General features: G+C 61.2%; 14 protein-coding genes. 3 read left to right on the top strand and 11 right to left on the bottom strand.

What is annotated here, in order from left to right; genetic code table 11:
- The first annotated feature begins 5 nt into the window (after positions 1-5).
- Positions 6-1,814 carry a sodium-extruding oxaloacetate decarboxylase subunit alpha gene (oadA, locus tag J1G18_RS02675; RefSeq protein WP_098966358.1) on the top strand — a complete coding sequence of 603 codons (1,809 nt, stop codon included), beginning with the start codon at positions 6-8 and terminating at the stop codon, positions 1,812-1,814.
- 196 nt (positions 1,815-2,010) lie between these two features.
- Here the strand turns inward: oadA and J1G18_RS02670 are convergent, their stop codons facing one another.
- From J1G18_RS02670 to J1G18_RS02660, 3 genes are all read right to left on the bottom strand, one after another.
- Positions 2,011-4,242, bottom strand: a complete 2,232-nt coding sequence (locus tag J1G18_RS02670; RefSeq protein ID WP_223007106.1) for an autotransporter outer membrane beta-barrel domain-containing protein — start codon at positions 4,240-4,242, stop codon at positions 2,011-2,013.
- A 259-nt stretch (positions 4,243-4,501) separates the two neighbouring features.
- Positions 4,502-5,338 (bottom strand): amino acid ABC transporter permease, encoded by an 837-nt coding sequence (locus J1G18_RS02665; RefSeq protein ID WP_003229672.1) that lies wholly within the window; start codon positions 5,336-5,338, stop codon positions 4,502-4,504.
- Positions 5,335-6,156, bottom strand: a complete 822-nt coding sequence (locus tag J1G18_RS02660; RefSeq protein WP_027610350.1) for an ABC transporter substrate-binding protein — start codon at positions 6,154-6,156, stop codon at positions 5,335-5,337. The genes J1G18_RS02665 and J1G18_RS02660 overlap by 4 nt, the downstream gene beginning before the upstream one ends.
- A 111-nt stretch (positions 6,157-6,267) precedes the next feature.
- Between J1G18_RS02660 and J1G18_RS02655 the strand changes: the two genes are divergently transcribed.
- Complete coding sequence (locus tag J1G18_RS02655) at positions 6,268-7,167, top strand: homocysteine S-methyltransferase family protein (protein WP_134785028.1); 900 nt, start codon at positions 6,268-6,270, stop codon at positions 7,165-7,167.
- A 99-nt stretch (positions 7,168-7,266) separates the two neighbouring features.
- Here the strand turns inward: J1G18_RS02655 and J1G18_RS02650 are convergent, their stop codons facing one another.
- Genes J1G18_RS02650 through J1G18_RS02640 form a run of 3 tightly spaced genes read right to left on the bottom strand, consistent with a single transcriptional unit; the run spans position 7,267 to position 9,031 of the window.
- Complete coding sequence (locus tag J1G18_RS02650) at positions 7,267-7,938, bottom strand: GNAT family N-acetyltransferase (protein ID WP_098966349.1); 672 nt, start codon at positions 7,936-7,938, stop codon at positions 7,267-7,269.
- Between the two features lie 12 nt (positions 7,939-7,950).
- Positions 7,951-8,397, bottom strand: a complete 447-nt coding sequence (locus tag J1G18_RS02645; RefSeq protein ID WP_139055080.1) for a GNAT family N-acetyltransferase — start codon at positions 8,395-8,397, stop codon at positions 7,951-7,953.
- Positions 8,398-8,407: 10 nt separating this feature from the next.
- A complete protein-coding gene (locus J1G18_RS02640; protein WP_098966347.1) occupies positions 8,408-9,031 on the bottom strand; it encodes an FMN-binding negative transcriptional regulator in 624 nt (207 codons plus the stop codon).
- 92 nt (positions 9,032-9,123) lie between these two features.
- Here J1G18_RS02640 and J1G18_RS02635 point away from each other — a divergent pair, with 92 nt between their 5' ends.
- Entirely contained in the window at positions 9,124-10,680 is a 1,557-nt protein-coding gene (locus tag J1G18_RS02635) for a PLP-dependent aminotransferase family protein (protein ID WP_223007047.1), read from the top strand.
- Between the two features lie 33 nt (positions 10,681-10,713).
- Here the strand turns inward: J1G18_RS02635 and J1G18_RS02630 are convergent, their stop codons facing one another.
- From J1G18_RS02630 to J1G18_RS02610, 5 genes are all read right to left on the bottom strand, one after another.
- Positions 10,714-15,267 (bottom strand): hypothetical protein, encoded by a 4,554-nt coding sequence (locus J1G18_RS02630; protein WP_223007046.1) that lies wholly within the window; start codon positions 15,265-15,267, stop codon positions 10,714-10,716.
- 28 nt (positions 15,268-15,295) lie between these two features.
- Positions 15,296-19,870, bottom strand: a complete 4,575-nt coding sequence (locus tag J1G18_RS02625) for a hypothetical protein (protein WP_223007045.1) — start codon at positions 19,868-19,870, stop codon at positions 15,296-15,298.
- Positions 19,871-20,022: 152 nt separating this feature from the next.
- A complete protein-coding gene (locus J1G18_RS02620; RefSeq protein ID WP_134785023.1) occupies positions 20,023-21,123 on the bottom strand; it encodes a polyamine ABC transporter substrate-binding protein in 1,101 nt (366 codons plus the stop codon).
- A complete protein-coding gene (locus tag J1G18_RS02615) occupies positions 21,120-22,145 on the bottom strand; it encodes a histone deacetylase family protein (protein ID WP_134785022.1) in 1,026 nt (341 codons plus the stop codon). Before J1G18_RS02615 ends, J1G18_RS02620 begins: the two co-directional genes overlap by 4 nt.
- 268 nt (positions 22,146-22,413) lie before the next feature.
- On the bottom strand, positions 22,414-23,409 hold the full coding sequence (locus tag J1G18_RS02610; RefSeq protein ID WP_223007044.1) for an AraC family transcriptional regulator: 996 nt from the start codon (positions 23,407-23,409) through the stop codon (positions 22,414-22,416).
- Positions 23,410-23,417 lie beyond the last annotated feature (8 nt).

The raw sequence follows: 23,417 nt of genomic DNA, 5'->3' as shown, positions 1-23,417 counted from the left end.
CAACAATGTCCAAGAAGATCTTTGTCACCGATACCATCCTGCGCGACGCTCACCAATCGCTGCTCGCCACTCGCATGCGCACCGAAGACATGCTGCCGATCTGCGATAAGCTCGACAAAGTCGGCTACTGGTCGCTGGAGTGCTGGGGCGGCGCGACGTTCGACGCCTGCGTACGCTTTCTGAAAGAAGACCCGTGGGAGCGTCTGCGCCAACTGCGCGCCGCGCTGCCCAACACCCGTCTGCAAATGCTTCTGCGCGGGCAGAACCTGCTCGGCTATCGCCACTACAGCGACGACGTGGTCAAAGCTTTCGTTGCCAAGGCAGCGGTCAACGGCATCGACGTTTTCCGCATCTTCGACGCAATGAACGACGTGCGTAACCTGCGCGTAGCCATCGAAGCAGTGAAGGCTGCGGGTAAACACGCACAGGGCACCATCGCCTATACCACCAGCCCGGTGCACACCATCGACGCGTTCGTGGCGCAGGCCAAGCAGATGGAAGCCATGGGTTGCGACTCGGTGGCGATCAAAGACATGGCCGGTCTGCTCACGCCATACGCCACCGGTGAACTGGTCCGTGCGTTGAAAGCCGAGCAGTCGCTGCCGGTGTTCATCCATTCGCATGACACGGCGGGTCTGGCGGCGATGTGCCAATTGAAAGCCATCGAAAACGGTGCCGATCACATTGATACCGCGATCTCCAGCTTCGCCTCGGGCACCAGCCATCCGGGCACCGAGTCGATGGTTGCTGCGCTCAAAGGCACCGAGTACGACACCGGTCTGAACCTGGAGCTGCTGCAGGAAATCGGTCTGTACTTCTACGCCGTGCGCAAGAAGTACCACCAGTTCGAAAGCGAATTCACTGCGGTCGACACCCGTGTGCAAGTCAACCAGGTACCCGGCGGGATGATCTCCAACCTCGCCAACCAGTTGAAAGAGCAGGGCGCGCTGAACCGCATGGGCGAAGTCCTGGCGGAAATCCCGCGGGTGCGTGAAGACCTTGGTTTCCCGCCACTGGTGACGCCGACTTCGCAGATCGTTGGCACTCAGGCGTTCTTCAACGTGCTGGCCGGCGAGCGTTACAAGACCATCACCAACGAAGTGAAGCTGTACCTGCAAGGCGGCTACGGCAAGGCGCCGGGCGTGGTCAACGAGAAGTTGCGTCGTCAGGCCATCGGCAGCGAAGAGGTGATCGACGTGCGTCCGGCCGATCTGCTCAAGCCGGAAATGACCAAGCTGCGTGCCGACATCGGTGCGCTGGCCAAGTCCGAAGAAGACGTGCTGACTTTCGCCATGTTCCCGGACATCGGCCGCAAGTTCCTCGAAGAGCGTGCCGCCGGCACCCTCGTTCCGGAAGTGCTGTTGCCGATCCCTGAGGCCGGTGGTGTGGCGAAGGCCGGCGGCGAAGGCGTGCCGACCGAGTTTGTCATCGACGTCCACGGCGAAACCTACCGCGTCGACATCACCGGTGTCGGCGTGAAGGCCGAAGGCAAGCGTCACTTCTACCTGTCCATCGACGGCATGCCGGAAGAAGTGGTGTTCGAACCGCTCAACGAATTCGTCGGCGGTGGCAGCAGCAAACGCAAACAAGCATCGGCACCGGGCCACGTCAGCACCACCATGCCGGGCAACATCGTCGATGTGCTGGTCAAGGAAGGCGACACCGTCAAGGCCGGTCAGGCGGTGCTGATCACCGAAGCGATGAAGATGGAAACCGAAGTTCAGGCAGCGATTGCCGGCAAGGTCACCGCCATCCATGTCGCCAAGGGCGACCGGGTGAATCCTGGCGAAATCCTGATCGAGATCGAAGGCTGAGATAACTGCCGCGATCCAACGTTTTAAACCTCGGGGGGGCATGTGCTCCCCTTTTTTTTCGCCTGCAATTTATCTGCACCAAGGCCCTTTGCAGAGGTGAGCCTGCTCGCGATAGCGGTGTATTGGTTTCTACGTACGTCGACTGATCTACCGCTATCGCGAGCAGGCTCACTCCTACAAGGGGGGGCTCAACTCATCAGAACGCCATTCGCCACTGGCCTGTCACGCCGTAACTGCGGCTGTCGTTGCCGGCCTCGCCAGTGAGGCCAATGCCCAAGGTGTTGCGGGCGGACAGAGTCAGATCCACACCCGCATCCAGCGTAAAGCTGTTGCGATCCATCTCGGCTCCGGTGACTTCAAAGCTTTTGCCACCCCTGACCAGTTGCTGGCGCGTTTCGTTGTCGAGCTCACCGTAGGTGTGTTTTACGCTCGCGCTCAGGCGCGGCGTCAGCTGCATGCCATTGGAAAGGTGGCTGGTTTTCGCCATGCGCAGGCCGAGGGTGCTGCTCGGATTCGCCCGCGTTTGCCCGTGAACCTTGAGTGCCGCATCGCCACCTTTCTCGGTGTAGCCGTCACGCTGGTAGCGTTGATAACCCACGCTGGCGAACGGTTCGATGCTGACGTTGCCGCGACCGAGGTTGTAGCCGACTTCGGCAAAGATCTGCTGGGTACTGGCGTCATAGCTGCTCTTGAGCCGATCACTGAAACCATTGAAGTCGACGCGACGTTTGCCGTTGCCGTCATGATGGCCGTACGAGGCGCCCAGGCGCAGGGCGAACGGGCCGTCCTGTCGCTGGGCGTAGGCGCCGAGGTACCAACTGTCGAGATCGCCGTCGAACTGTTGGGCATCGAAGCGGGTTTGCGCTTTTGCGCCCATCAGGCCGACATGCCATTGCTCGTCGATTCGCCAGTCGGCCCCCATGATCAGACCTTGAGTGGAATGCTTCAGGACACTGTCGGCGTCCCGGTCGACCTTGCCGCCATTTCCCAGAGCCTGCAGCCAGACCCGCCCGTTGCCTTCGCCGCCAGCCGCCAGCCGCGGTGTATTCCCCGATCCTTGCGTGCCATGGCGGCCGTCCAATTGATGCATGGCCGAGAGCATGCTGGCGCTGAGCGGATTGACGCTGCTCAGTGTAGCTTTGGCGAGGTTGGCGTTGCTGCCGGCGGCGAGTTGTTCGAGGGCCACGCTGGCCGTCGGCTTGCTGGCGCCGATCAGGGCCGTGACGGCAGTATTTTGAGGTGTGGCCGCTTCCGAGGCTTTATCTGGTTGGCGAGGTGTCTCAGGCTCTTGAGGTTGCTGAGGTTGCTGAGGTTGCTGAGGTTGCTGAGGTTGCTGAGGTTGCTGAGGTTGCTGAGGTTGCTGAGGTTGCTGAGGTTGCTGAGGGGTGGAGGGTGTCTCGTCAATGCTTTGCGCGAGCGCCTGACTATTCTGCGTGGTCGCAAGGTTTTCGAGCGGCACATCGTTACGGGCATAGAGCAAGCCCACTCGTTGTGCTTCGTAGTGCAGCGTCGGAGTCATGTATGCCAGATCGTTTTCAACGGTGCCAAACTGTCCCTCAATCTTTCCCGCTTCCAGAATGGTGTGCTGACTGCTTTGCGGGTAGTCGCCGGCGGTGACGAGTTTCAGGGTGGCGTCACCCAAATGAGCGGTTCCCTTGACGATCACGGTGGGACTGTTGCCGGAGGCATCCACGGCATAGGCCAGCACGGCAGACCGGGCCAGGCGCAGATCTCCCGCGATCTTGGGTGCGCCATAGACATCGTCGACGGTCATGCGTCCGTACACGTTCAAATGATTAATCGCACCATTCCCGGCTATATGGCCGTTTTCCTGAACCTCCACAATGCCGTCAATCAGGCCCTGGTTGGTCAGGTCACCGCCAGACGCGACAGTGGCGCCACCATTGATCGCCCCTTTGTTGATCAAGATGCCCTCGGTCACTGCCGTACCCAGAATTTGCCCTTCATTGACCAGCAATGCCTTTGGATGAACCAGTACACCGAGGCTGAAATCACCCGGTCCGCTGCGGGTCCAGCTCCCGCGCCTGACCTCCAGCCCACTGAAGTTACGGGTTTCACCCAGCACGCCTTTCCTGTTCGCGTCGAGTTGCAGCAGGTTGTCGCCCCCGCCACCGTCGACCAGGCCGGCGAAGCTGCCCCGAGATTGCACGGTGACAAGGTCATTGCGCTCATCAAGCGCCAGCGCCACACCCTCCTGTGCCGGATAGGCTTTGCTGACCTTCAGCTGGACGGTTTCCGGATGATTAGCGAAAGCGGTGATCGCTGATTTGAATGTTTCAGGGGAGGCGGCAGAGATGCCTTGAGTGTCGGGCGGTGCGTCCTGGGCGATGGACAGATCGGCACATCCCATGGCCAAAGCAATGGCTAATGTCAGGTGTTTTGGTCGAAAGTGGAATTGAACGGGCATCGAGTTCAGCCTCTCGTGGAAGGAGGCCAAACTCTAAGTTGGAGCCGGCAGGCGCCGATGTCAGCCGGATCGCTCGGTGCTGCGGGCTGCGTCTGTTTGATCTTCGGAAAAGAGCGGCTCGACACGGATTGGCGGATTGCGTCGTGGCGCCGCGTTGTCGTTTCCTACAAGTTACGGTGCCATTAGCCGCTTGTAATGATCAGAAATTCATCTGCCACTGCTCGATCCGCCCGTGGTGGAAGTCTGTCGGCGGATCCGCTCAGCTACGCCGCACATAAGCCTTGCCGTAATGCCGCTCCATGCGCGCCTGGATCAGCTCCAGACCGATCGACATCAGCCAGTAAATGATCGCCGCCGTGGTCAACATCTCGATATAGCGGTAGCTCGAGCGTCCGTAGGACTGCGCCAGAAACATCACTTCCCAGACGCCCATCACCGAGATCAGTGACGAATCCTTGAGCATCGAGATGAACTGGTTGGTGGTCGGCGGAATAATCGTGCGCATCGCCTGGGGCAGGGTGATGCGCCAGAAGATCACGCTCTCGCGCATGCCCAGCGCCAGCGAAGCTTCGCGTTGGCCGTAGGGCACGCCGAGGATGCCGGCGCGGAAAATCTCGCTGAGGTAGGCGCCGTAGTTGAGTGACAGGGCAATGATCCCCGCCACCACCGCGCCGGGCACCACGCCCAGTTGCGGCAGGCCGAGGTAGATCAACAGGATCTGGATCAGCAGCGGCGTGCCGCGAAAGAACGAGGTGTAGAAACTGGCGATCCCGAACGCCACGGCGCTTTTCGACAGACGCGCCAGAGCGGTGACGAAGCCCAGCAAGGATGAGGCGACGATCGCGCAGGCGCAGAGAAACAGGGTCAGTGCCGCGCCCTGCAGAAAGCCGTTGGGCGCCAGGTGCACGCCGAGCAGATTCGGCAGCTTGTCGAGGATGATCGAGAGCTTCAGATCGAAGCTGAGGAAAAACCCGGCGAACAGGCTGAACATCGCCGCCCAGGTCAGGTACAGGCGCGTGCGGAAACCGAACAGCCGTTGCAGGCGCGATTCAGCCACCGGTTGCGGCGGCTGTGGAGGTGTCGGGAAGGCAGTCATTGGCTGATATCGGCGCCGATCCATTTCTGCGACAGCTTGCTCAGCGTGCCGTCCTGCTTGAGTTGCGCGAACACCTCGCGCACTTTGGCGTCCCACTCGGCATCACCCTTTTCGATGGCCACCGAGTTAGGTTCCGAGTACAGCGGCGCGCCCGCCAGTTTGAAACGCTGATCCTGATTCAGGCGCGGCTGCGCGGTCACCAAGTTGGTGAGGATGGCATCCAGGCGCACACCGGCGCCCAGGCCCAGATCCTGGAAGGCGACGTTGTCGGTATCGTACGGAGCGATCTGCACATCCTCGAACGGGTACTCCAGGCGCGTGTCTTCGGCGCCTTCGATGACCAGATTCTTGTTCAGATAACTTTCGTAGCTGCTGGCGCTGGTCAGGCCGACTTTCTTGCCGCTCAGGTCCTTGGCGCCGTGGATGCGATCGTCCTTGGCGTTGACCACGATCACGGCAGGCGAGGCGTAGTACTCGACCGGGAAATCGAACACTTCGGCGCGCGCCTTGCTCGGAGTCATGGAGCAGATGCAGATGTCATAGCGCCCGCTCCAGCGGCCGGCCGCAATGACGTCCCAGGATGGTGTTTCGAGGCGCAGCTTGACCCCCAGCTTGTCCGCAACGGCTTTGGCGACGTCCACGTCGAAGCCGTCGAGCTGATTCTGCTCATTGAGAAACGAGAAGGGTGGGTAGCTTTCCATCAGCACGCCGACCAGTTGTTTTTTCTGTTCGACGCGATCGAGTGTGGCGCCGCCGAAGGCTTGAGTGGACGCGGCCAGAATCGTCAGGCCCAGGGCCAGTAGCGGTTGAAGTTTCACAGTCGACACCTGAAAAAAAGGGGTTGTTATTAACCGAATGGTGCGTATTAAATAGTTATAAGAACTACTCTGGTAGTGAGTAATTTTCATAAGCATATGAGCGAAAAGCATATGGGCACAGCAAGCACGGTAATTCTCGATGGCGGCATGGGCCGTGAGTTGCAACGCGCCGGGGCGCCGTTTCGGCAGCCCGAGTGGTCGGCGCTGGCCCTGATCGAAGCGCCGCAAGCGGTCGAAGCGGTGCACGCCGCCTACATCGCCAGCGGCGCCAATGTGATCACCAGCAACAGTTATGCGGTCGTGCCGTTTCACATCGGCGAGGCGCGGTTTGCCGCTGAGGGTCAGGCACTCGCGGCGTTGGCCGGAGAGCTGGCGCAGCGTGCGGTGCAGGCGTCGGGCAAAGCGGTGCGGGTGGCCGGTTCGTTGCCACCGCTGTTCGGTTCCTATCGCCCGGACCTGTTCGAAGCGGCGCGGGTGAACGAATTGCTGACGCCACTGGTGACCGGGCTGGCGCCACATGTCGACCTGTGGCTGGCGGAAACCCAGAGCTCGATCATCGAGGCGCGTTCCATTCGCGCCGGTCTGCCGCAGGACGGCAAACCGTTCTGGCTGTCATTTACTTTGAAGGATGAAGACACCGACGAGGTGCCGCGTCTGCGTTCCGGCGAACCGGTGGCCGAAGCAGCGGCGGTGGCGGCGGAATTGGGCGTCGAGACGCTGCTGTTCAACTGCAGCCAGCCGGAAGTGATCGGTGCGGCGATTGATGCGGCGCGCGATACCTTCGAGCGTCTGGGTGTGCAGATTCACATCGGCGCGTATGCCAATGCGTTCCCACCGCAACCCAAAGAGGCAACGGCCAACGACGGCCTCGACCCATTGCGCGACGATCTGGATCCGCCGGGGTATTTGCACTGGGCGCAGGATTGGCAGCAGCGCGGTGCCAGCCATTTGGGCGGTTGCTGCGGGATCGGCCCGGAACACATCGCGGTGCTGGCGCAGAAACTGGGGTAAACACCAGATCAAAAGATCGCAGCCTGCGGCAGCTCCTACATGGGATTGACGTTCACCCTGTAGGAGCTGCCGCAGGCTGCGATCTTTTGCTTTGACGATTTAACTACGGCACTCGACCAACCCTTTGAGCTGCCCGGTCGGCGTCTGGTTGGCATCGCTCAACCACTGCTCGAACCCTGCCGCAATCGCCGGCCACTCCGAATCCACAATCGAATACCACGCGGTATCGCGGTTCTGGCCCTTGACCACCATGTGCTGACGGAACACGCCTTCGAAGCTGAAACCCAGACGTTCGGCGGCGTATTTGGAGCGGGCGTTGCCGTTGTTGCACTTCCACTCCAGGCGACGATAGCCCTGTTCGAAGGCGTATTTGGCCAACAGGTAAACCGCTTCGGTACTCTTCGGTGAACGTTGCATCGGCGCACCGAAGGTGACGTGGCCGATCTCGATGCGCCCCTGCGCCGGGACGATCGACATCAGGCTCAGAATGCCTTGCACCTCGCCCGTGACGCGGTCAATCACGCTGAAGAAATACGGATCGCTGCTGGCCGCATGGTTGTTCAACCAGTCATTGAAAACGCTGCGCTCGGGGAACGGCCCATAGGGCAAGTAATCCCACAGCTTCGGGTCGGCGCCGGGGCCTTCGAGGGCGTTGAACAACTCGTCGCCGTGGCGCGCCGGGTCGAGGCGTTCCAGGCGGATGAAGCGGCCTTCGAGCAAGGTGGCGGTGGGGGCGGGGACGCCTTTCCAGTCGGCAAGTGCAGTGGTCATGTACGCGGCTCCTTAAATGGCTTTGCGAAACTGGATGAATCCCGGGCGCTCGGCGATGCGCTCGTAGAGCTGAATCGCGGTGGCATTGGTTTCGTGGGTCAGCCAATGCACTTTGCAGCAACCGTCGGCCTTGGCAGTGGCGTAGACGTGTTCGATCAGCAAGCGACCGACGCCGGTGCCACGAGTCTCCGGTGCCACCAACAGATCCTGCAAGTAGCAGGAGTTTTCGATGCTCCAATTGGAGCGGTGATAAATGAAATGCACCATGCCCACTGCTTTACCGTCAGCCCAGGCGAGGGCGGCGTGAGTCGGCTCACTCGGGTCGAGGAAACGCTGCCAGGTACTGTGCGTGACAGCTTCCGGCAACTCGCTGTTGTAAAAGCGCAGGTAGGCCTGCCACAACGGCAACCAGGCGGCGTGATCACCGGCGGTCACCGGGCGGATCTGGATCTGACTCATGCTGATTTCCTTAACGCATCAAGTGGGCGAGGGTTCGGTCGGCGATGTCGGGGCTGGCAGCCAGGCCTTCGCGCACGCCGGCAATGTCTTCGGCGCTGCGGTTCTGGCTGAGCTTGCGCTTGCCTTCGAGGCGGTCGATGGGAATAGCGAAACCGACGATGGCCTTGAGCATGCCGTCGATGTAGTCGGCCGGCGCATCGTCGACCTTCCACGGTTGTGCGCGACCGGCTTCATGGCGATCAGTCAGCGTGCTGACGATGTCGAGCAGGCGCCCGCCGTCGCTGAAGGTTTCGGCGTGACCGTAGGCGTGCACGGCGACGTAGTTCCAGGTCGGCACGACTTTGCCGTGCTCAGTCTTGCTTGGGTAAAACCCCGGGCTGACGTAGGCGTCGGGGCCGGCAAATATCAGCATCGCTTCAGCGCCGTCACGCAGGTCTTTCCACTGCGGATTGGCTTTGGCCAGGTGCCCGTACAGCGTGCCGTTCGGACCCTGTTCGCGGTGCAGCAGCACTGGCACGTGGCTGGCTTGAAGGCCGTTTTCACCGTGGCTCACCAGAATCGCAAGACGGGTGGCGAGGATCAGTTCGTGCAGTTGCGACAGTTCGTCGATGGCAAAGGCGCGGGGCGTGTACATGGAGAGATTTTCCTTGGCGAATGCCTGCATCCTAGGCAGGCTAATGGTCTGTTGTAAGAGCCATTGATGACCAATTTCATAGGTCCATTGTCATGCCCGAATCGCCCACGCTGTCCATGCCGTTTAATCCGGCCGGTATCGAGCTCGACCGCCGTCAGGGTTTGAGCCGTCAGCTCTATCAGGCGCTACGTCTGCGCGTGCTGGACGGGCGTCTGGCCAGTGGCACACGGCTGCCGGCCAGCCGTGATCTGGCGACAGCGTTGGCGATTTCCCGCAACAGCGTGGTGCGCGCCTACGATCAGCTGTACGCCGAAGGCTTCATCGAAGGCCGGGTCGGGGACGGCACGTATGTCGCCCAGTTGCCGCAAAGCGCATTGCCCACAAAAAAACTATCCACAAAAGTATCCACAGGGTTTTCAACAGGCTTACCCACAGCCTTATCCACAAATTGGCTGGATTTACCTGTGGTTCCATCCAGTAAAGTTATCCACAGCGACGCATTGCGGCGGGTTGAAAACAATCATCTGGCCCTTCCCCCCAGTGGTCCGCCGCGTGCTTTTCGGGTCGGCGTTCCAGCCTTCGATCTGTTCCCGTTTGACGTCTGGGCCAAGCTGAACGCGGCTTTCTGGCGCAAGCCGGATTTGCAGCAGTTGTGTTATGGCGATCCGGCGGGCGATGCGCGGTTGCGCGGGATGATCGCGGCCTATTTGCGCAGCTCACGGGGCATGCAGTGCACGGCTGAGCAAATTGTGATCACCAGTGGCGCACAGCAGGGCATAAGCCTTTGTGCACAGTTGCTGGTAGCGCCGGGCGACGGCGTAGCGATTGAAAATCCCGGGTATCGAGCGGCCGGTCATGCCTTCGCCGTGGCCGGTGCCCGGTTGCACGGGGTGGCGGTGGACAGCGAGGGAATCGACTGCCAGCAACTGGCAGGACTGACCGATTGTCGCCTGACCTATGTCACGCCATCCCACCAGTACCCCACGGGGGTGGTAATGAGTCTGGCCCGTCGCCTCGAATTGCTGGCGTGGGCCGAGCGCACGCAGGGCTGGATCGTCGAGGATGATTACGATGGCGAGTATCGTTACAGCGGCGCGCCGCTGGCGCCATTGGCCGCCCTCGATCGACAGGGACGAGTGCTGTATGTCGGCACGTTCGGCAAGGTCGCGTTCCCGGCGTTGCGCCTGGGGTATCTGGTGTTGCCGCCGGGGTTGGTGGAGGCATTTGCGCAAAGGCGTGCGGTGGATGTGCGTCACTCCGAAGTCAGTACCCAGGCGGTGATGGCCGAGTTCATGGCCGCCGGGCATTTCCAGCGGCACATCCGACGCATGCGCCGCGCGGCGCTGAGCCGACGCAATGTCTTGCTCGGCGGCTGGCCGCAGAATATTGCGGGCGTCGGCCAGTTGCCCGGCGTTGCCGCCGGGCTGCACCTGACCGTGCCGGTCGCCAGTGTGGCGCGTGAAAGCCAACTGATCGAACTGGCGCGTAGCGTCGACGTCGAGATCAATGGTCTGAGCAGTTATTGGCTGCCTGATTCCACGACCCCGGTCGACCAGCGCGCCGGACTGGTGCTGGGCTTTGCCGCGGTGCCTGAGCGCGCAATCGAAGCGGCGCTCGAGCGTTTGCGAACCGTGTGGCACACCCTCTGAAGCGGGCGCAGATCAATGCGCCCGACAGCGGTATCACGGTTGTGCTTCGAGTTGCAGGAACAGGCTCGGATCGCCAATCCGGCGCAGCACGTAATCAATTGGCGTCAGGTTTGTCAGGGCTTCTCGACGCTCTGCGCTGAGGGTCTTCAAATGCGCATCGGCGACTTTCAAGTGCGCCGCGGTGAATTGTTCCGGCGCGGCTTCGGGCGAGTCGTAGTGAAAATGCGCGAGCCATAACGGCTGATCATGCTGGGTACTGTCGAGTATCTGATACTCCTGAAAATAATCCTGGCGCTTTTTGGTCTTGATCCGGCCCAGGGCGTTCCTGACGATCCGGACCTGTTGATTGTCCAGCAACCAGTGCAAATAGGCTTGTCGAGGCTGGCGATCCTTGAGCAGACTGGCGCGCACGGCGATGCCTTGAGCGCGTAACCGGACCGCAGCACTGTTGAGTTCCGCACTCAAGTTGCCCACCGGCAACCGCGTGCCGCCGGAGGCGACAATGCGGGCCTGCGCCTGTTCGACGCTGACAGCAATCTGTTCCAGTCGCCGAGCCTGCTGATCGAACAGATCCTGCATGTCTGCCGGTATGCGGTTGGGCCTCAGAGCGTCACGCCGGGTCCGGTCAATGAACGCCTGCACTCGCTCATTCTGGGTCAGGGCATCGGCAATGAACTCGATGTCGCCCACCTGCGTCGTCGGGGAGGCGGAGGGTCTGACGGGAAGCATTTCTTCCAGAGGTGATTCGCTGGCGGCTGCGGGTCTGGCGGGCGCAGGGTCACGAGGCCGGCTCTTGGTGACCTTGCCAACCGGTCGGGACGGTCCTGCGACAGAGGGGCCCGGTGTGGCCGGCGTGCTGCGGGCTCCGGTTTCCGGCAGCAGTTCGCTCAGTTGCTCCTGCGCCAGTTGTCTGAATTCGCCGAGCAAGCTCCTCATCCGTGTCAGTTCCGCCGCAACCACCATGCCCGGGTATTCGCCTGGCAAGTCCCCCAGACGCTGATCGGCATCGACATAGACATCAATCAGTCGGCTCAGACGATCAATGCGCAGCGCAGTGCTGTCGCCGTTGTCGGGTTTCCTGATCAGGGCGGCATGGCGGTGTGTGGCGGTGGCGGCTTCGATTATCAGCCAACCGGTGGCTTCCCGCGCCGCTTCGGTGGCAGTTTCCTGCATGCACAACTCGTGAGACATGCCGATGGCATTGGATTTCAGGTCCCACTGGTTAAACGCCGGGAGCAGTTGGCGCAAGCGTTGCGCGGTGGTCATGCCTGCACTGCCGATGGTGTCGAGAGTTTCCAAGGAGGTACGGGACAGCTGCAGGCGGGCGATCATGTCCTGGCTCAAAGCCAGAGCCTGGTGCAGTTCCTCGTTGTAACTTTGCAGCGCTTGCGGTGTATCGATGACCGTGTGTTGAGCCAATTTACGGGTCAATACTGCGTAAGCGTTGCGTTTGAGAACGAACCAGAGGCTGAGGTTTTTTTGCAGCAAAGTGGTCATGCGCTGCAATTCGACGAAATAGCCATCGCTCCCCCCTTTGAGGCGCCATTGGCCGAGTATTTTCAAGGCCTCGTCGTAATCCCCGATCAGCTTTTCGACTTGGTCAAGGTAACGCCGGGTCGCCTCTTCGTGGGCTTGTCCGGAGGCGCCAAGCATGGCTGACTGGGCTTGTTCCAGAGCAGCGTTGCCGACGGCTTCCTGACTTCTGAATGCCTCCAGAGCCGCACCGAGCTGGTTCCTCTGGATTTCTTTTTCCTTGCGCTGGGCCTTGAGCTGACTTTGCAGGCTGGTGCCCCCGGCGCCACCGCGCAGACGCAGTCGGGTATCCACGAACCATTGGCCTTGCTGATTGTGAATCAGCAGCGGACCGGTTTTTGACGGTGTCTGCGGATCAACGATTTGCACTTGCTGGTCATCGTTTTCAATCACGCGGAACCAGCGGTCGCCCGCCTGCGCATAGGTGCTGTTAGCGAGGCGATACAAGGTCGCCTTGCCGCGCAGCAGGGTTTCCACCGCGGCTGCCGTGAGGTCGGGAGCCGGCACGGCCAGAGTATTCAGAAACGTTGCCAAGGCACCGGGCGAACGCCGGGGCACCGAGCCGTAGGCTTCAAGCGAGGAGTAATGGCTGGCCGGGAGTTGGTCCTTCAGCAGCGTGGTGACGTGTGTAACCGTGGGCGGGACAGGCGCTTGTGCAGGGGCGGTCTGGATCCGGGGCAGTCCTTCGCTTTCGATATCGCTTGCGCCTTCGCTGCGTAACGCTGTGCGGGGGCCGGTTGTGCGTTGGGTGGCCGCATGATGGGCCAGGATCATGCCCAGGTTCAGCAACATATCGGCAACCGCGCTCCACTGGGCGTGGGTATCGCCACGGTTGTGGGCATCCACGACCTGATCGATTTCGCTGATGCTTTGCCAGACCCAGATCGCCGCGCCTGCCGGGCCGCAGAGAAAGTTCGCGGCAACGTTGAACAACGCCCACCCGCTGTCTCGCAGCAAGGCCCAGCGGCGTTGCGCATTGGACAACGACTGTTGGTCAGCGAGTTCGGCCATCGCCAGTGCATGGGTCTTGAACAGCACCGGGAACACGTCGCCAGTCAGCGCCGTGGAGGCAAGCCCGACCGGCCCGGCCCACTTGACGCTGGTCCAGGGCTCGGCGAGCAATTGCGCGCCCAGCCACGGACTGGGCAGACCGATGGGGAAGGTGTATTGGGCATATTTGAAGCTGGTTTGGGAATCCGCCAGCCACGCCAGCACCGAATCTCTCAGTTCGCCTGGCTGATGGACGGCGTACAGCAGGTTTTGCGTTGAGGGGAATTGCAGCAATGGCTGCTCAAGCAACGGACGATACAGCAGGCATGGCCCGGCTCCAGGCAGACGCGGGGCAATGATGAACATGTTGGTGACAACATCGCCAACAGTCTCCCCGGCATGGATAAACGTCAGCGGGCGAATGACCACAGTGTGTGGATGACCGGGTATCGGTTTGAGCCACTCCTGGACACAGCGATAACCCTGCTCATCCACGCCGCCGAGGCGACGCAGCTTGGATTCCAGTGCAATCAGCGGCAGCAGTGCGTGCAACTGGCGGAGGTAAAAACGCTGCTGCAGGGGGGCCTGCAGCGGATCGTTGATCAGCCTGTCCCTGATCAAGCCGGGGTATACCTCACCCATGTCGATCTTGTTTGCCATCTTCGTCAGGTAGGCGACAGTCAGCCACTGCGGCAGCGCTTGTGGCGGGTCGAATTGCAGAGTCGCCAGATACGGCGTGCGGTTTTGCAAGGCGTACTCGCCCAGGGTTTCGATATGGGTGTCATGCGGATCGGGCAGTGTCACGCCTCCCGATTCGAAGCTGTTGGTGATGCGGATTTGCAATTTGTCCAAAGGCAGCCTGGCCGCCGATGGCTGATCGGCAATGATCGCCTCACGCATGCAATTGCGTGCATAGGTATCGATCGGCGGGATTGGCAACAGCGCCTTGTCTGCCTGCCGGTACAACTGGCCCAGCGCATTGATCGATTGGCTGTATTGATCGAGCTCGGAAGCCGAAGCGTCGAGCAACCAGTCGGGTATCGAATCATCGAGGTCGATGAGGGTGTTTTTCTGCGGTTCGCTGGCTTGCTCGATCAGGGGCAGAAGGGAGGAGCCGTCCTCGCTTTCCTCGTCGAGACTTTGTCGGGTGATTGCCCGGATGGCATCGAGCTGGTTGGCAATCAGGACCCAGGCCATGTGGTCGAAAAAATTGCCCTCGGGTTCGAACAACTGCCACTGCAGATTCTGTCCGGCCGGCAACAGTTCGATACGCTGCGGCAGTGATTCACCCAGTTGCTGCAGAGAGTCGAATGTCTCGTAACCATCTTCCACGGTGTACATCATGACCAGATCGCGCAGGCCATAGCGTCCGAAAATCACCACGGCGCCGCCCAGAATCAGGTGCCGGGCAGCGCCTTGAGCATCGACCGAGTCGATGTCGATCAGGCACACGCGGATGTCCGACAGTGTTATGTCGTGACGCTGGCGCTCCTGTTTGTCCGGGCGCCGCGAAATCGCCCGGGCGACCAGGCACTGTTCATCGTCCCAGCCCTCGGCGTGATGGACGTTCAGGGCTTCGCGCAGGGCATCGGAGAGTTCTTGCCAGCGCGGCAATTGGCGTCGGGTGCTGTTCCAGTAATCCAGCTGTCGCTCGGCGAAGGCGACAAACAACAGGGGCGAATAATCGTTGAGCAGATCGGCAATGGCCTCGATATCGACATCCATATGCACCACTGGCGTGGCCTGGTGGTTCAAGGTCAGAAAGTGTTCACCCTCCAGATAGTTGGCGCTGGAGCCGTTGAAAAATTGCCGGACGAGTGCCTCTGTCAGTGATTCAAATCGGGTCGGCAGGGCCACTCGTTCCGCGTTCAGCCATTGCCATTGTGGCGTGCCGATCATGGCCTGCTCGGGATCGATCTTGCGTTGTGGATACAGCGCTTCGAGCGCCTGGCGCAGCACTGCGCTGGCGACTTCATCGACTGTGGGCCCGCGACTGGTCTGATGGACGATCTGGCTCTTTTGCAGCAATGCATGGGTTTCGGTGTTCGCTGAATGCTCAGTCATTGTCATTGTCCTTTTTGACGTTTGGGGCTTATGAGAAAAACAGCGAACGCGCCAGCTGCGGGCCGATCGCGCTGCGATAGATAGCGATGATTTGCGGGCTGCTGGTGGTTGAGTCCAGGTCGAAGGCGCCGGCCATCCGCCGTTGCTCCTGCAGTTTCAAATGGGCGGCGGTGAAGGCGTCGGCCGGTGCATCGGGGCTGTTGTAATGGAAGTGCGCGTACCACAACGTCTTGCCGGTGCGCCGCTCGCGAATTTCGTACTCCTGCAGATAATCCCTGCGCGGTCCTTTGAGGCGACGCCGGGCACCGCCAGACACAATGTCGATCTCATTTTTGTGCAATAACCATTCGACCCGGGCGGCGGTTGGCGGTTGTTGCTTGGTCATCTCGACCCGTATCCGGTAGCCCTCGGCGTACAGGCGTTCACCCGCCTGGTTCAATTGGCCGATCAGGGCTGGCGGCTCCTCGGTGCTGTTCGCCCGCAGCCGGGCCTGTTCAAGGCTTTTCGCGCTTTCGTCGAGCTGTTCGGCCTTGCGCTGGAACTGCTCTTCGATCTCCACCGGAATCCGACCGGGTTTTTTGGCATGGGCTTCGGTTTGCCGGATGAAGCTTTCCACGCCATCGAGCAGCGTCTGGCCCTGGCTGATCTGGGTGGCGAGATCCGCTACCGGAGCAGGCGGGCGGCGCCGTCCGGGCTGAATGCGTTCGACCCAGACACCGGGCGTTTTCTCGTGAAAAGTGGCGATGACGTTCCCGGTCATGGGCGCTTTCACGTCCAGCAGGACCGGTTGCCCTGGCGCCGAGGAACGCAACTCGCCGACCACTGTGCCCTTGAAGCGGGTTTTGATAATCCGTTTACGTGAGGCTGGCGCGGGCCTTGAAGGACCGGGCCGAGGCTCCACCGGCCGGTGTTCGAGGAGCAATTGCGCCAGGTGCTCTTCGGTCTGGTGCTGAAACTCGTTGATTCGTTTACGCGTATGGCTGAAGGGCTCGTCGAGCAGCACATCCTTGTGGTTGAGGGCGAAATCCTCGAACGACTGATCGATGGCGGCAAACTGTTCGAGCATGCCGTTGAGGCCTTCGATCCGCTCGTTGGCCCCCAGGCTGGTGTGGTCAAGCAGCAGTTCCTGGGAGGTCTGAATCACCAGGTTGGTTGTGTCGAGCAGGCGTACCAGATCGCCTTGTGCCTGAGTCAGCGCTGGCGAAGCCTGCTCTTGCAGGCAGATGTCGCGAGCCAGCGACACCTGAAGCGCCTTGAGATCATTGAGACTGAACACAGGCAGCTTTGCGCGATAGGTATTGGCGACTTCAGCGGCACGTTTGCCCAGTCGGCTCAACTCCTGAAAACGTGACTGGGCAAACTCGATCTTGCTGATCATGTCCTCGGTCAAATCGTACATTCTGCGGTAGGTGACGGGGTCACCGGTGCCTGCAGCCATTTCCTCGGCCTCGAGCAGCACCAGGGTTTCCTTGAGGGTTCTGGCGAAGAGGGGGTCACGTTGAGTGAGCCATGTCTGGTTGAAGAACAACTGGGTACCGAGCATCTCGGTCATGGCGGTGCGGAAATGGGGTACGGTCTCAAGCAGGTTCAGCGATTTCAGTTGGTCGATGGGCGCCGCGTATTCCCCGGTGCGGCGTTCAAGTGCTGCAAGAAACGTGGTCTGCTGCGCCACCAGAGTGTCATCGCTGGCCGCGGTCATGGCGGTGTGAGCGGCTGTCAGCTCTGTGCGGGCCTGCTCGCGCGTGTTATCGAACTCGGTCAGTTGTTTCTTGAGTTCGGCGATGCGTTCATTGTTTTCCCGTCGTTTGGCCTTGCGCCGACTCGACAGACCACCACCGCGCAGACGCAGGCGAGTGTCGACGAACCACTCGCCCCGTCGATTGCGGATCAACCCCGGACCCGCACGTCCGGGCTGTCGCTGCGAATTGATGATCGATACCTCACCGGTGTCGGTGACCGCTACTTCGAACCAGCGCTCACCCACGGGTGCGTAGTACCCGCTGGCATGTCGATAAAGGTGACGATAAAGGCCGGCGTCGCTGGCGGTCGGGGTGAGCGCTTCGGGGCGCGTAACGGCAAACCGATCCAGGGTTTGGGTCAGGCTCAGGGCGGTGTCGGTCATCAGCGAAGTCTGGTGTTGCGCCGGATACTCACCGATCACATCAGGGCGTTGCACGATGCTTACCGGCGTTGGTGGTGCCGGCTCCCTGGGCTCGGTCTCGACGGTCACCGGCTTCTTTTCAGTGATGTCCCGAGGCGTCGCGTTACGGGTGCTGGCGTGATGGGCGAGCACCATGGCCAGGGTCAGCAACAGATCGGTCATCGCGGTTTTCTGCTGCGCGGTGTCGCCTGTGGCGGCGGCGTCGAAGGTTTGTTGCAGATCGTCCAGCACTTGCCAGATCCAGGCGGCGGTACCGACGGTTCGACCGAAAAACGGCAGTGCGGCGCTGAGGATCATCCAGCTCGCATGCTTGAAGCTTTCCCAGCGACTTTCGCTATTGGACACCGATTGCCGATTCGCCAGTTCGACCATTGCACTGACGTTGGCCTTGAACAGAACAGCCAGGTAATCGGTAGCGATGACTGCTGTTCCCAAGGTCAGCGTGCCGCTCATCTGCAAGGAAGTCAGTGGATCGGCGAGCAGTTGTGAGAGCGACCATACCGAGGGGCGATCATCGCAGAACACGTAATTGGCATAGTTGGCGCGCGCACTGTCCGGCAACCAGGCGAGAACCGCCTGACGCAATGTCGGTGAATGCTTGATGGCGTACACCAGGTTGGCCGGCGACGGGTACTGGAGCAAGGCGTGATCGGACAGCGGCCGGTACAGCAGGCAGGGTCCCTTGTCCATCTGTCGGGGCCCGATCACGAACATGTTGGCCACTTCATCGGTGGTCGTCCCCGGGCGCCACGCGGGATTGAAGGCCAGCGGTCGAATGACGATCTCCTGACCGTCCACCCGGCGATTGGCGTCCAGCAACTGAACCACGGCCGCGACATAGCGATAGCCCGCCTCGTCGACCCCGCCCTGCGCGCGAATCTTCTGCTGCAACGCCAGTAACGGCAATTCGACACGCAGCCGGCTGGTGAACAGGTTCTGCCGTCGCAGGCTTTCCAGCGGGTCATCGCGCAGTTTTTGCCTGATCAGCGCAGGATAGGTCTGGCCGATGTCGACACTGACGATCAATCTCTCCAGATAATCGGCCGTCATCCATGCCGGCACCGCAGTGCTACCGATACTGCTCACGGTCTTGTTGCCCAGCGGCAAGGCAATCAGATTCTGCAACGCCAGATCGACCAGGCTGAAGGTGCTGCGTTCGGGCTCCAGCAACGGTGTGAAACTGCCCCACACCACCACGCTGTCGACCACGATGCGAATCTCGGCCAGATTCAGTTCAGTGGCTTCGGGATGCTCCTTGAGCAGGGCCGCCTGCAGTTGCTCCAGCGCGAACTCGCGAATCGGTTTGATGCCGTCGTCAAAGGACTGCTCGGCGTTCTGACTTTGCACCTGCGCCAGATCCATCAGATGACGGCTGTAGGCAGTCAGGTCGCTGGGCGAGGCGTCGACCATCCACTCTGGCAACGCTTGCTCGACCAGGTTGAAGCGTGAAGACGACTGCTTGTCCGTGGGATCGAGTTCGTTGGTCGCGCGGCTTACGTGGGGCGTCAGGTTGGTTGTCGCCGGTTCGTTTGCCAGCTCGCCAATCGCGTCGGCCTGCAGGGCGATCAGATTGCACGCCAGATGATCGAAGTAGTCACCGTCAGGTTCGATCAGCCGCCATTGCAGGGTTGCAGGCGGCGGTCCCTCCGTCTGGCTCTGCAGTGAGGCACCCAGTTCCTGCAGGGTATCGAAGGCCTGGAAACCGCGAGTGATGGTGTGGGTGAGAATCAGCGTGCGGCTGCCGAGCGTGCCGATCAGTACGGCCATGTCGAGGACGTGCAGGTGACTGGAAGTACCATCGCGCGTGGTGTCCAGATCGATCAGGCAGGCGCGGGACTGATAGCGATCATCGGTACTGCGGGCAGTTTTTTGCGGATGGTCGAAAAGACTCTGAGCCATGGCGCGCTGGTCGTCGTCCCACGCCGGGTTCGTCCCGACGTTCCACAGTTCGCGCAGGGATCTGGACAATCCCTGCCAGCGCGGGGCGGAGGCGCGGGTGAACTGGTTCCAGTAATCGACCTGTTGTTCCTCGAAGGCAACAAACAGCAGCGGCGCCAGTTCATTGAGCAGCCTGGCGATGGCCTCGATGTTGACGGGCAGTTGTACCGGCGTCTCGTGCGCAGGATGCAAGGTGAGGTAGTGCTCGCCATCCAGGTAGGTCACTGGCTTGTTGGCGACGCCATGACGCACCAGCGCATCGGTCAGCGATTCGAAGTGTCGCGGCCCGGGGACGACACGCTGGTCACGCAAGGTCCAGCCAGGTGTCACCACCATTGCCAGTCGCGGGTCGATCTGTAACTTGGGGTATAGCGTCTTCAGTGCCGGTTGCAGGGCGCGGGTGGCGACTTCCCTGATTGAGGGGCCGGCGATCAGTTGGGTGAGCAGGGCGTCTTGATCATCCGGCAGCTTGTGGTCGGCGGGAGAGTTGAGGGTTTCTGGCATGGTCACATCCTTGGTCAGAACAGCAGGCACCGCGAAAGTGGCGGCGGGCGATGCGTTGCAAGGTAGTGACGGGCCGAGCACCGAAGGTGGTAGATAGATATCGCAGGCAAAAAAAGACCCGCACGGCGGCGGGTCTTGTCGTCAGCGTCGGCTCAGGTACCGGACTTGATCTTGGTCCAGGCCCGGGTGCGTGCCCGTTCGGCATCCCGCGGCAGCGGTTGCAGGGTGTAAAGCGTGCCCATCGCCGCATCGGTCGGGTACAGGTTGGGGTTGTTGCGGATCGCCGGATCGACCAGTTGCGTGGCGTCCTTGTTCGGGTTCGGATATCCGACGAAGTCGCTGACCGGCGCGATCACCGCCGGTTGCAGCAGGTAGTTGATGAAGGTGTAGGCGTCCTCGGTGTTCTTCGCGCCCTTGGGAATGGCGAGCATGTCGAACCAGATCGGTGCGCCTTCCTTGGGCAGGCGCATGTCGACCACCACACCGTTCTTCGCTTCCTTGGCGCGGTTGGCCGCTTGCGAGAAGCTGCCGGAATAACCGACCGCGACGCAGATGTCACCGTTGGCGATGTCGGCCATGTACTTGGATGAGTGGAAGTAGGTGATGTACGGCCTGATCTTCATCAGCAGCGCTTCGGCCTTGGCGTAATCCGCCGGGTTCTTGCTGTTGGGATCCAGACCCAGGTGTTGCAGCGCCAGCGGCAGGATCTCCGACGGCGAATCGAGCAGGGCGACGCCGCACTGCTTGAGCTTGCTGAGATTCTCTTCCTTGAAGATCAGGTCCCAGCTGTCCACCGGCGCGTTATCGCCCAGCGCGGCTTTGACCTTGGCCGGGTTGAAGCCGATCAGGATGGTGCCGTACATGTACGGCACGGCGAATTTGTTGCCCGGGTCGTTGGCTTCGATCAGCTTCATCAGTTTCGGATCGAGATGATTCCAGTTCGGCAGCTTGCTGCGATCCAGCGGCTGGAACACCCCGGCTTCGATCTGCTTGGCGAGGAACACGTTGGACGGCACCACCACGTCATAGCCGGAGTTGCCGGTCAGCAGCTTGGCTTCCAGTGCTTCGTTGGTGTCGAAGATGTCGTAGACCAGTCTGGTCTGGGTGTTCTGTGCCTTGAAGTCTTCCAACGCCTTGGGCGTGATGTAGTCGAACCAGTTGTAGACGCGCAGGGTGCGTTCTTCGGCGTGGGCGCCGACGCTGAGCAGCGCGGCGCACAGGGCTGGCGCAATGCAGTGCTTGAGTCGGTTCATTGTTCGAACCCTTCGAGCACGTTCACTGCGTTGATGCCGATTTCCTCCACCGCGTAACCACCCTCCATGACGAACAGCGTCGGCTTGCCGAGGGCGGCGATGCGTTTGCCCATGGCCAGGTAATCCGGGCTGTCGAGCTTGAACTGCGAGATCGGATCGTCCTTGAAGGTGTCGACGCCCAGCGACACGACGATGATGTCGGCACCGTAGCTGTCGATCTCGTTGCAGGCCTGTTCCAGCGCCGCACTCCACACATCCCAGCCGGAACCGGCCGGCAGCGGATAGTTGAAATTGAAACCTTCACCGGCGCCTTCACCGCGTTCATCCTCGTAGCCGAGGAAGAACGGAAACTCGGCTTCCGGATGGCCGTGGATCGAGGTGAACAGCACGTCGCTGCGCTCGTAGAAGATCGACTGGGTGCCGTTGCCGTGGTGATAGTCGACGTCAAGGATCGCGACTTTCCTGTGGCCGGCATCGAGAAATGCCTGGGCGGCGATGGCGGCATTGTTGAGGTAGCAATAACCGCCCATCAAGTCGCTGGCGGCGTGGTGTCCCGGTGGTCGGCACAGGGCGAAGGCGCTGTGTGCGCCGCGCTGGATTTCCGCTTGGGCGGTGAGGGCGACCTGCGCTGCGCTGTACGCCGCTTGCCAGGTGCCGGCGGTGATCGGCGCGCCGCCGTCGAAGCTGTAGTAGCCGAGCTGGCCGTGCAGGCTGGTCGGTTTGATTTGCCGCAGAGTGCGGGCGGGCCAGGTGTAGGGCAGCAGGTCGCCGTCGGTGTTGAATTCGGTCCAGCGTGCCCATGCACCTTTGAAGAAGTCGAGGTAATCGCGGCTGTGGATGCGCGCGATCGGTTCGAGGCCAAAATCCTTTGGCGCTTCTACCGGGCCGAGGTTCTGGTGCTGTACCCGTTGCAGCACGTGGTCGGCGCGCGACGGCATTTCGAAACACGGCTTGAGCTGGCCGTCGATGAGTTCGCAGCGGCCGTGGTGCAGGTGGTGATCGTCCGAGTAGATCGTCAGCATTTGTTGTTCTCCGCAGGGGGCTGATTCGGTTGCCCCCAGTGTTGCGGCGCGCGGCGAATCGGAGAACGGCAGGAAAGGCCAAAAGGGGATCGATATGGCCAAAAACTCTGACCGCAATTCGCCCCTCTTTTCAGTACAGCCTTGCTTCGATTCAGGCATGAAATGCGTCCCGGTGGGAGCGGGCTTGCTCGCGAATACGGTATGTCAGATAAATTGATCGCGACTGACACTGCGAATTCGCGAGCAAGCCCGCTCCCACATTGGAACATCAATGAGGGCGAAACTGGCTCGGCGCCACCCCGCTCCAGCGCACGAACGCATGGCGGAAACTCGCGGTCTCGCTGAAGCCCAGGGTCTCGGCGATGCGGTAGATCGGCAGTTGATCCTCACACAGCATCTGCTTGGCCCGCTCGAAGCGCAGTTCGTCGAGCAGTTCCTGATAACTGCTGCCCATGTCCTTCAAATGGCGGCGCAAGGTGCGCGGCGAACATTTCATCTGCTGGGCCAGTCCCTCAAGCCCCGGTGCTGCATTGAGCTGGGCACTGAGCAACTGACGAATCCGCCCCAGCCACGCCTGCCGCCCGGTGAACTCGAGGTTCTGTTTGCGGCAGCGGTCGGCCATGGCCTGATGGGTGATGCTGTCGGCCAACGGCAACGGTTGATCGAGCCAGCGCCGATCGAAGGCGAAGGCGTTGTCCTTGGCGCCGAAGTGCAACGGGCTGGCGAAGTGCTCGGCGTAGCTGTCGCGATAATCCGGCGCGGCATGTTCAAAGCGTGTCGCCAGCAGCGGCAGCGGATGCCCGAGCAAATCGTCGCAGATGACCTTCAATGACACCAGGCAGAACTCCGCGTTGAACACCGCCATCGACGGGCTCTCGCGGTAATCGGCGGCGACGAACCAGACCCGCTCGCCGTCGTCTTCCAGGCTCAGTTCGAAAAGTGTTCCCAGCAGCGCCGGATAGCGAATCGCCAGGCGCAAAGCGTCACCTAAGGTGGCACTGGTGAGCAGGGCGTAACCGAGGATGCCGTAGCAGGAAACGTGCATCCGTCGGCCCAGTTCCAGGCCGATGTCATGCTTGAGCGCGACCGCATTGGCGCAGACCTGCATTTCCTGATTGGTGGTGATGCGTGTGTCGGCACGGGCCAGATCCGCCGTACTGATGCCGCTGCCGGCCAGCAGCGCTTCGCTCGACAGGCCTTCGGTCTTGAAGGTGTTGAGCACCAGTGAGACGGCATTGAGCGTCGTGAGGTGGGAGTGGAGCATGAGGCGGC

The sequence above is a fragment of the Pseudomonas sp. MIS38 genome (assembly GCF_019891575.1).
Taxonomy (GTDB): domain Bacteria; phylum Pseudomonadota; class Gammaproteobacteria; order Pseudomonadales; family Pseudomonadaceae; genus Aquipseudomonas; species Aquipseudomonas putida_A.
This window is presented reverse-complemented; position numbering and strand designations above follow the sequence as displayed.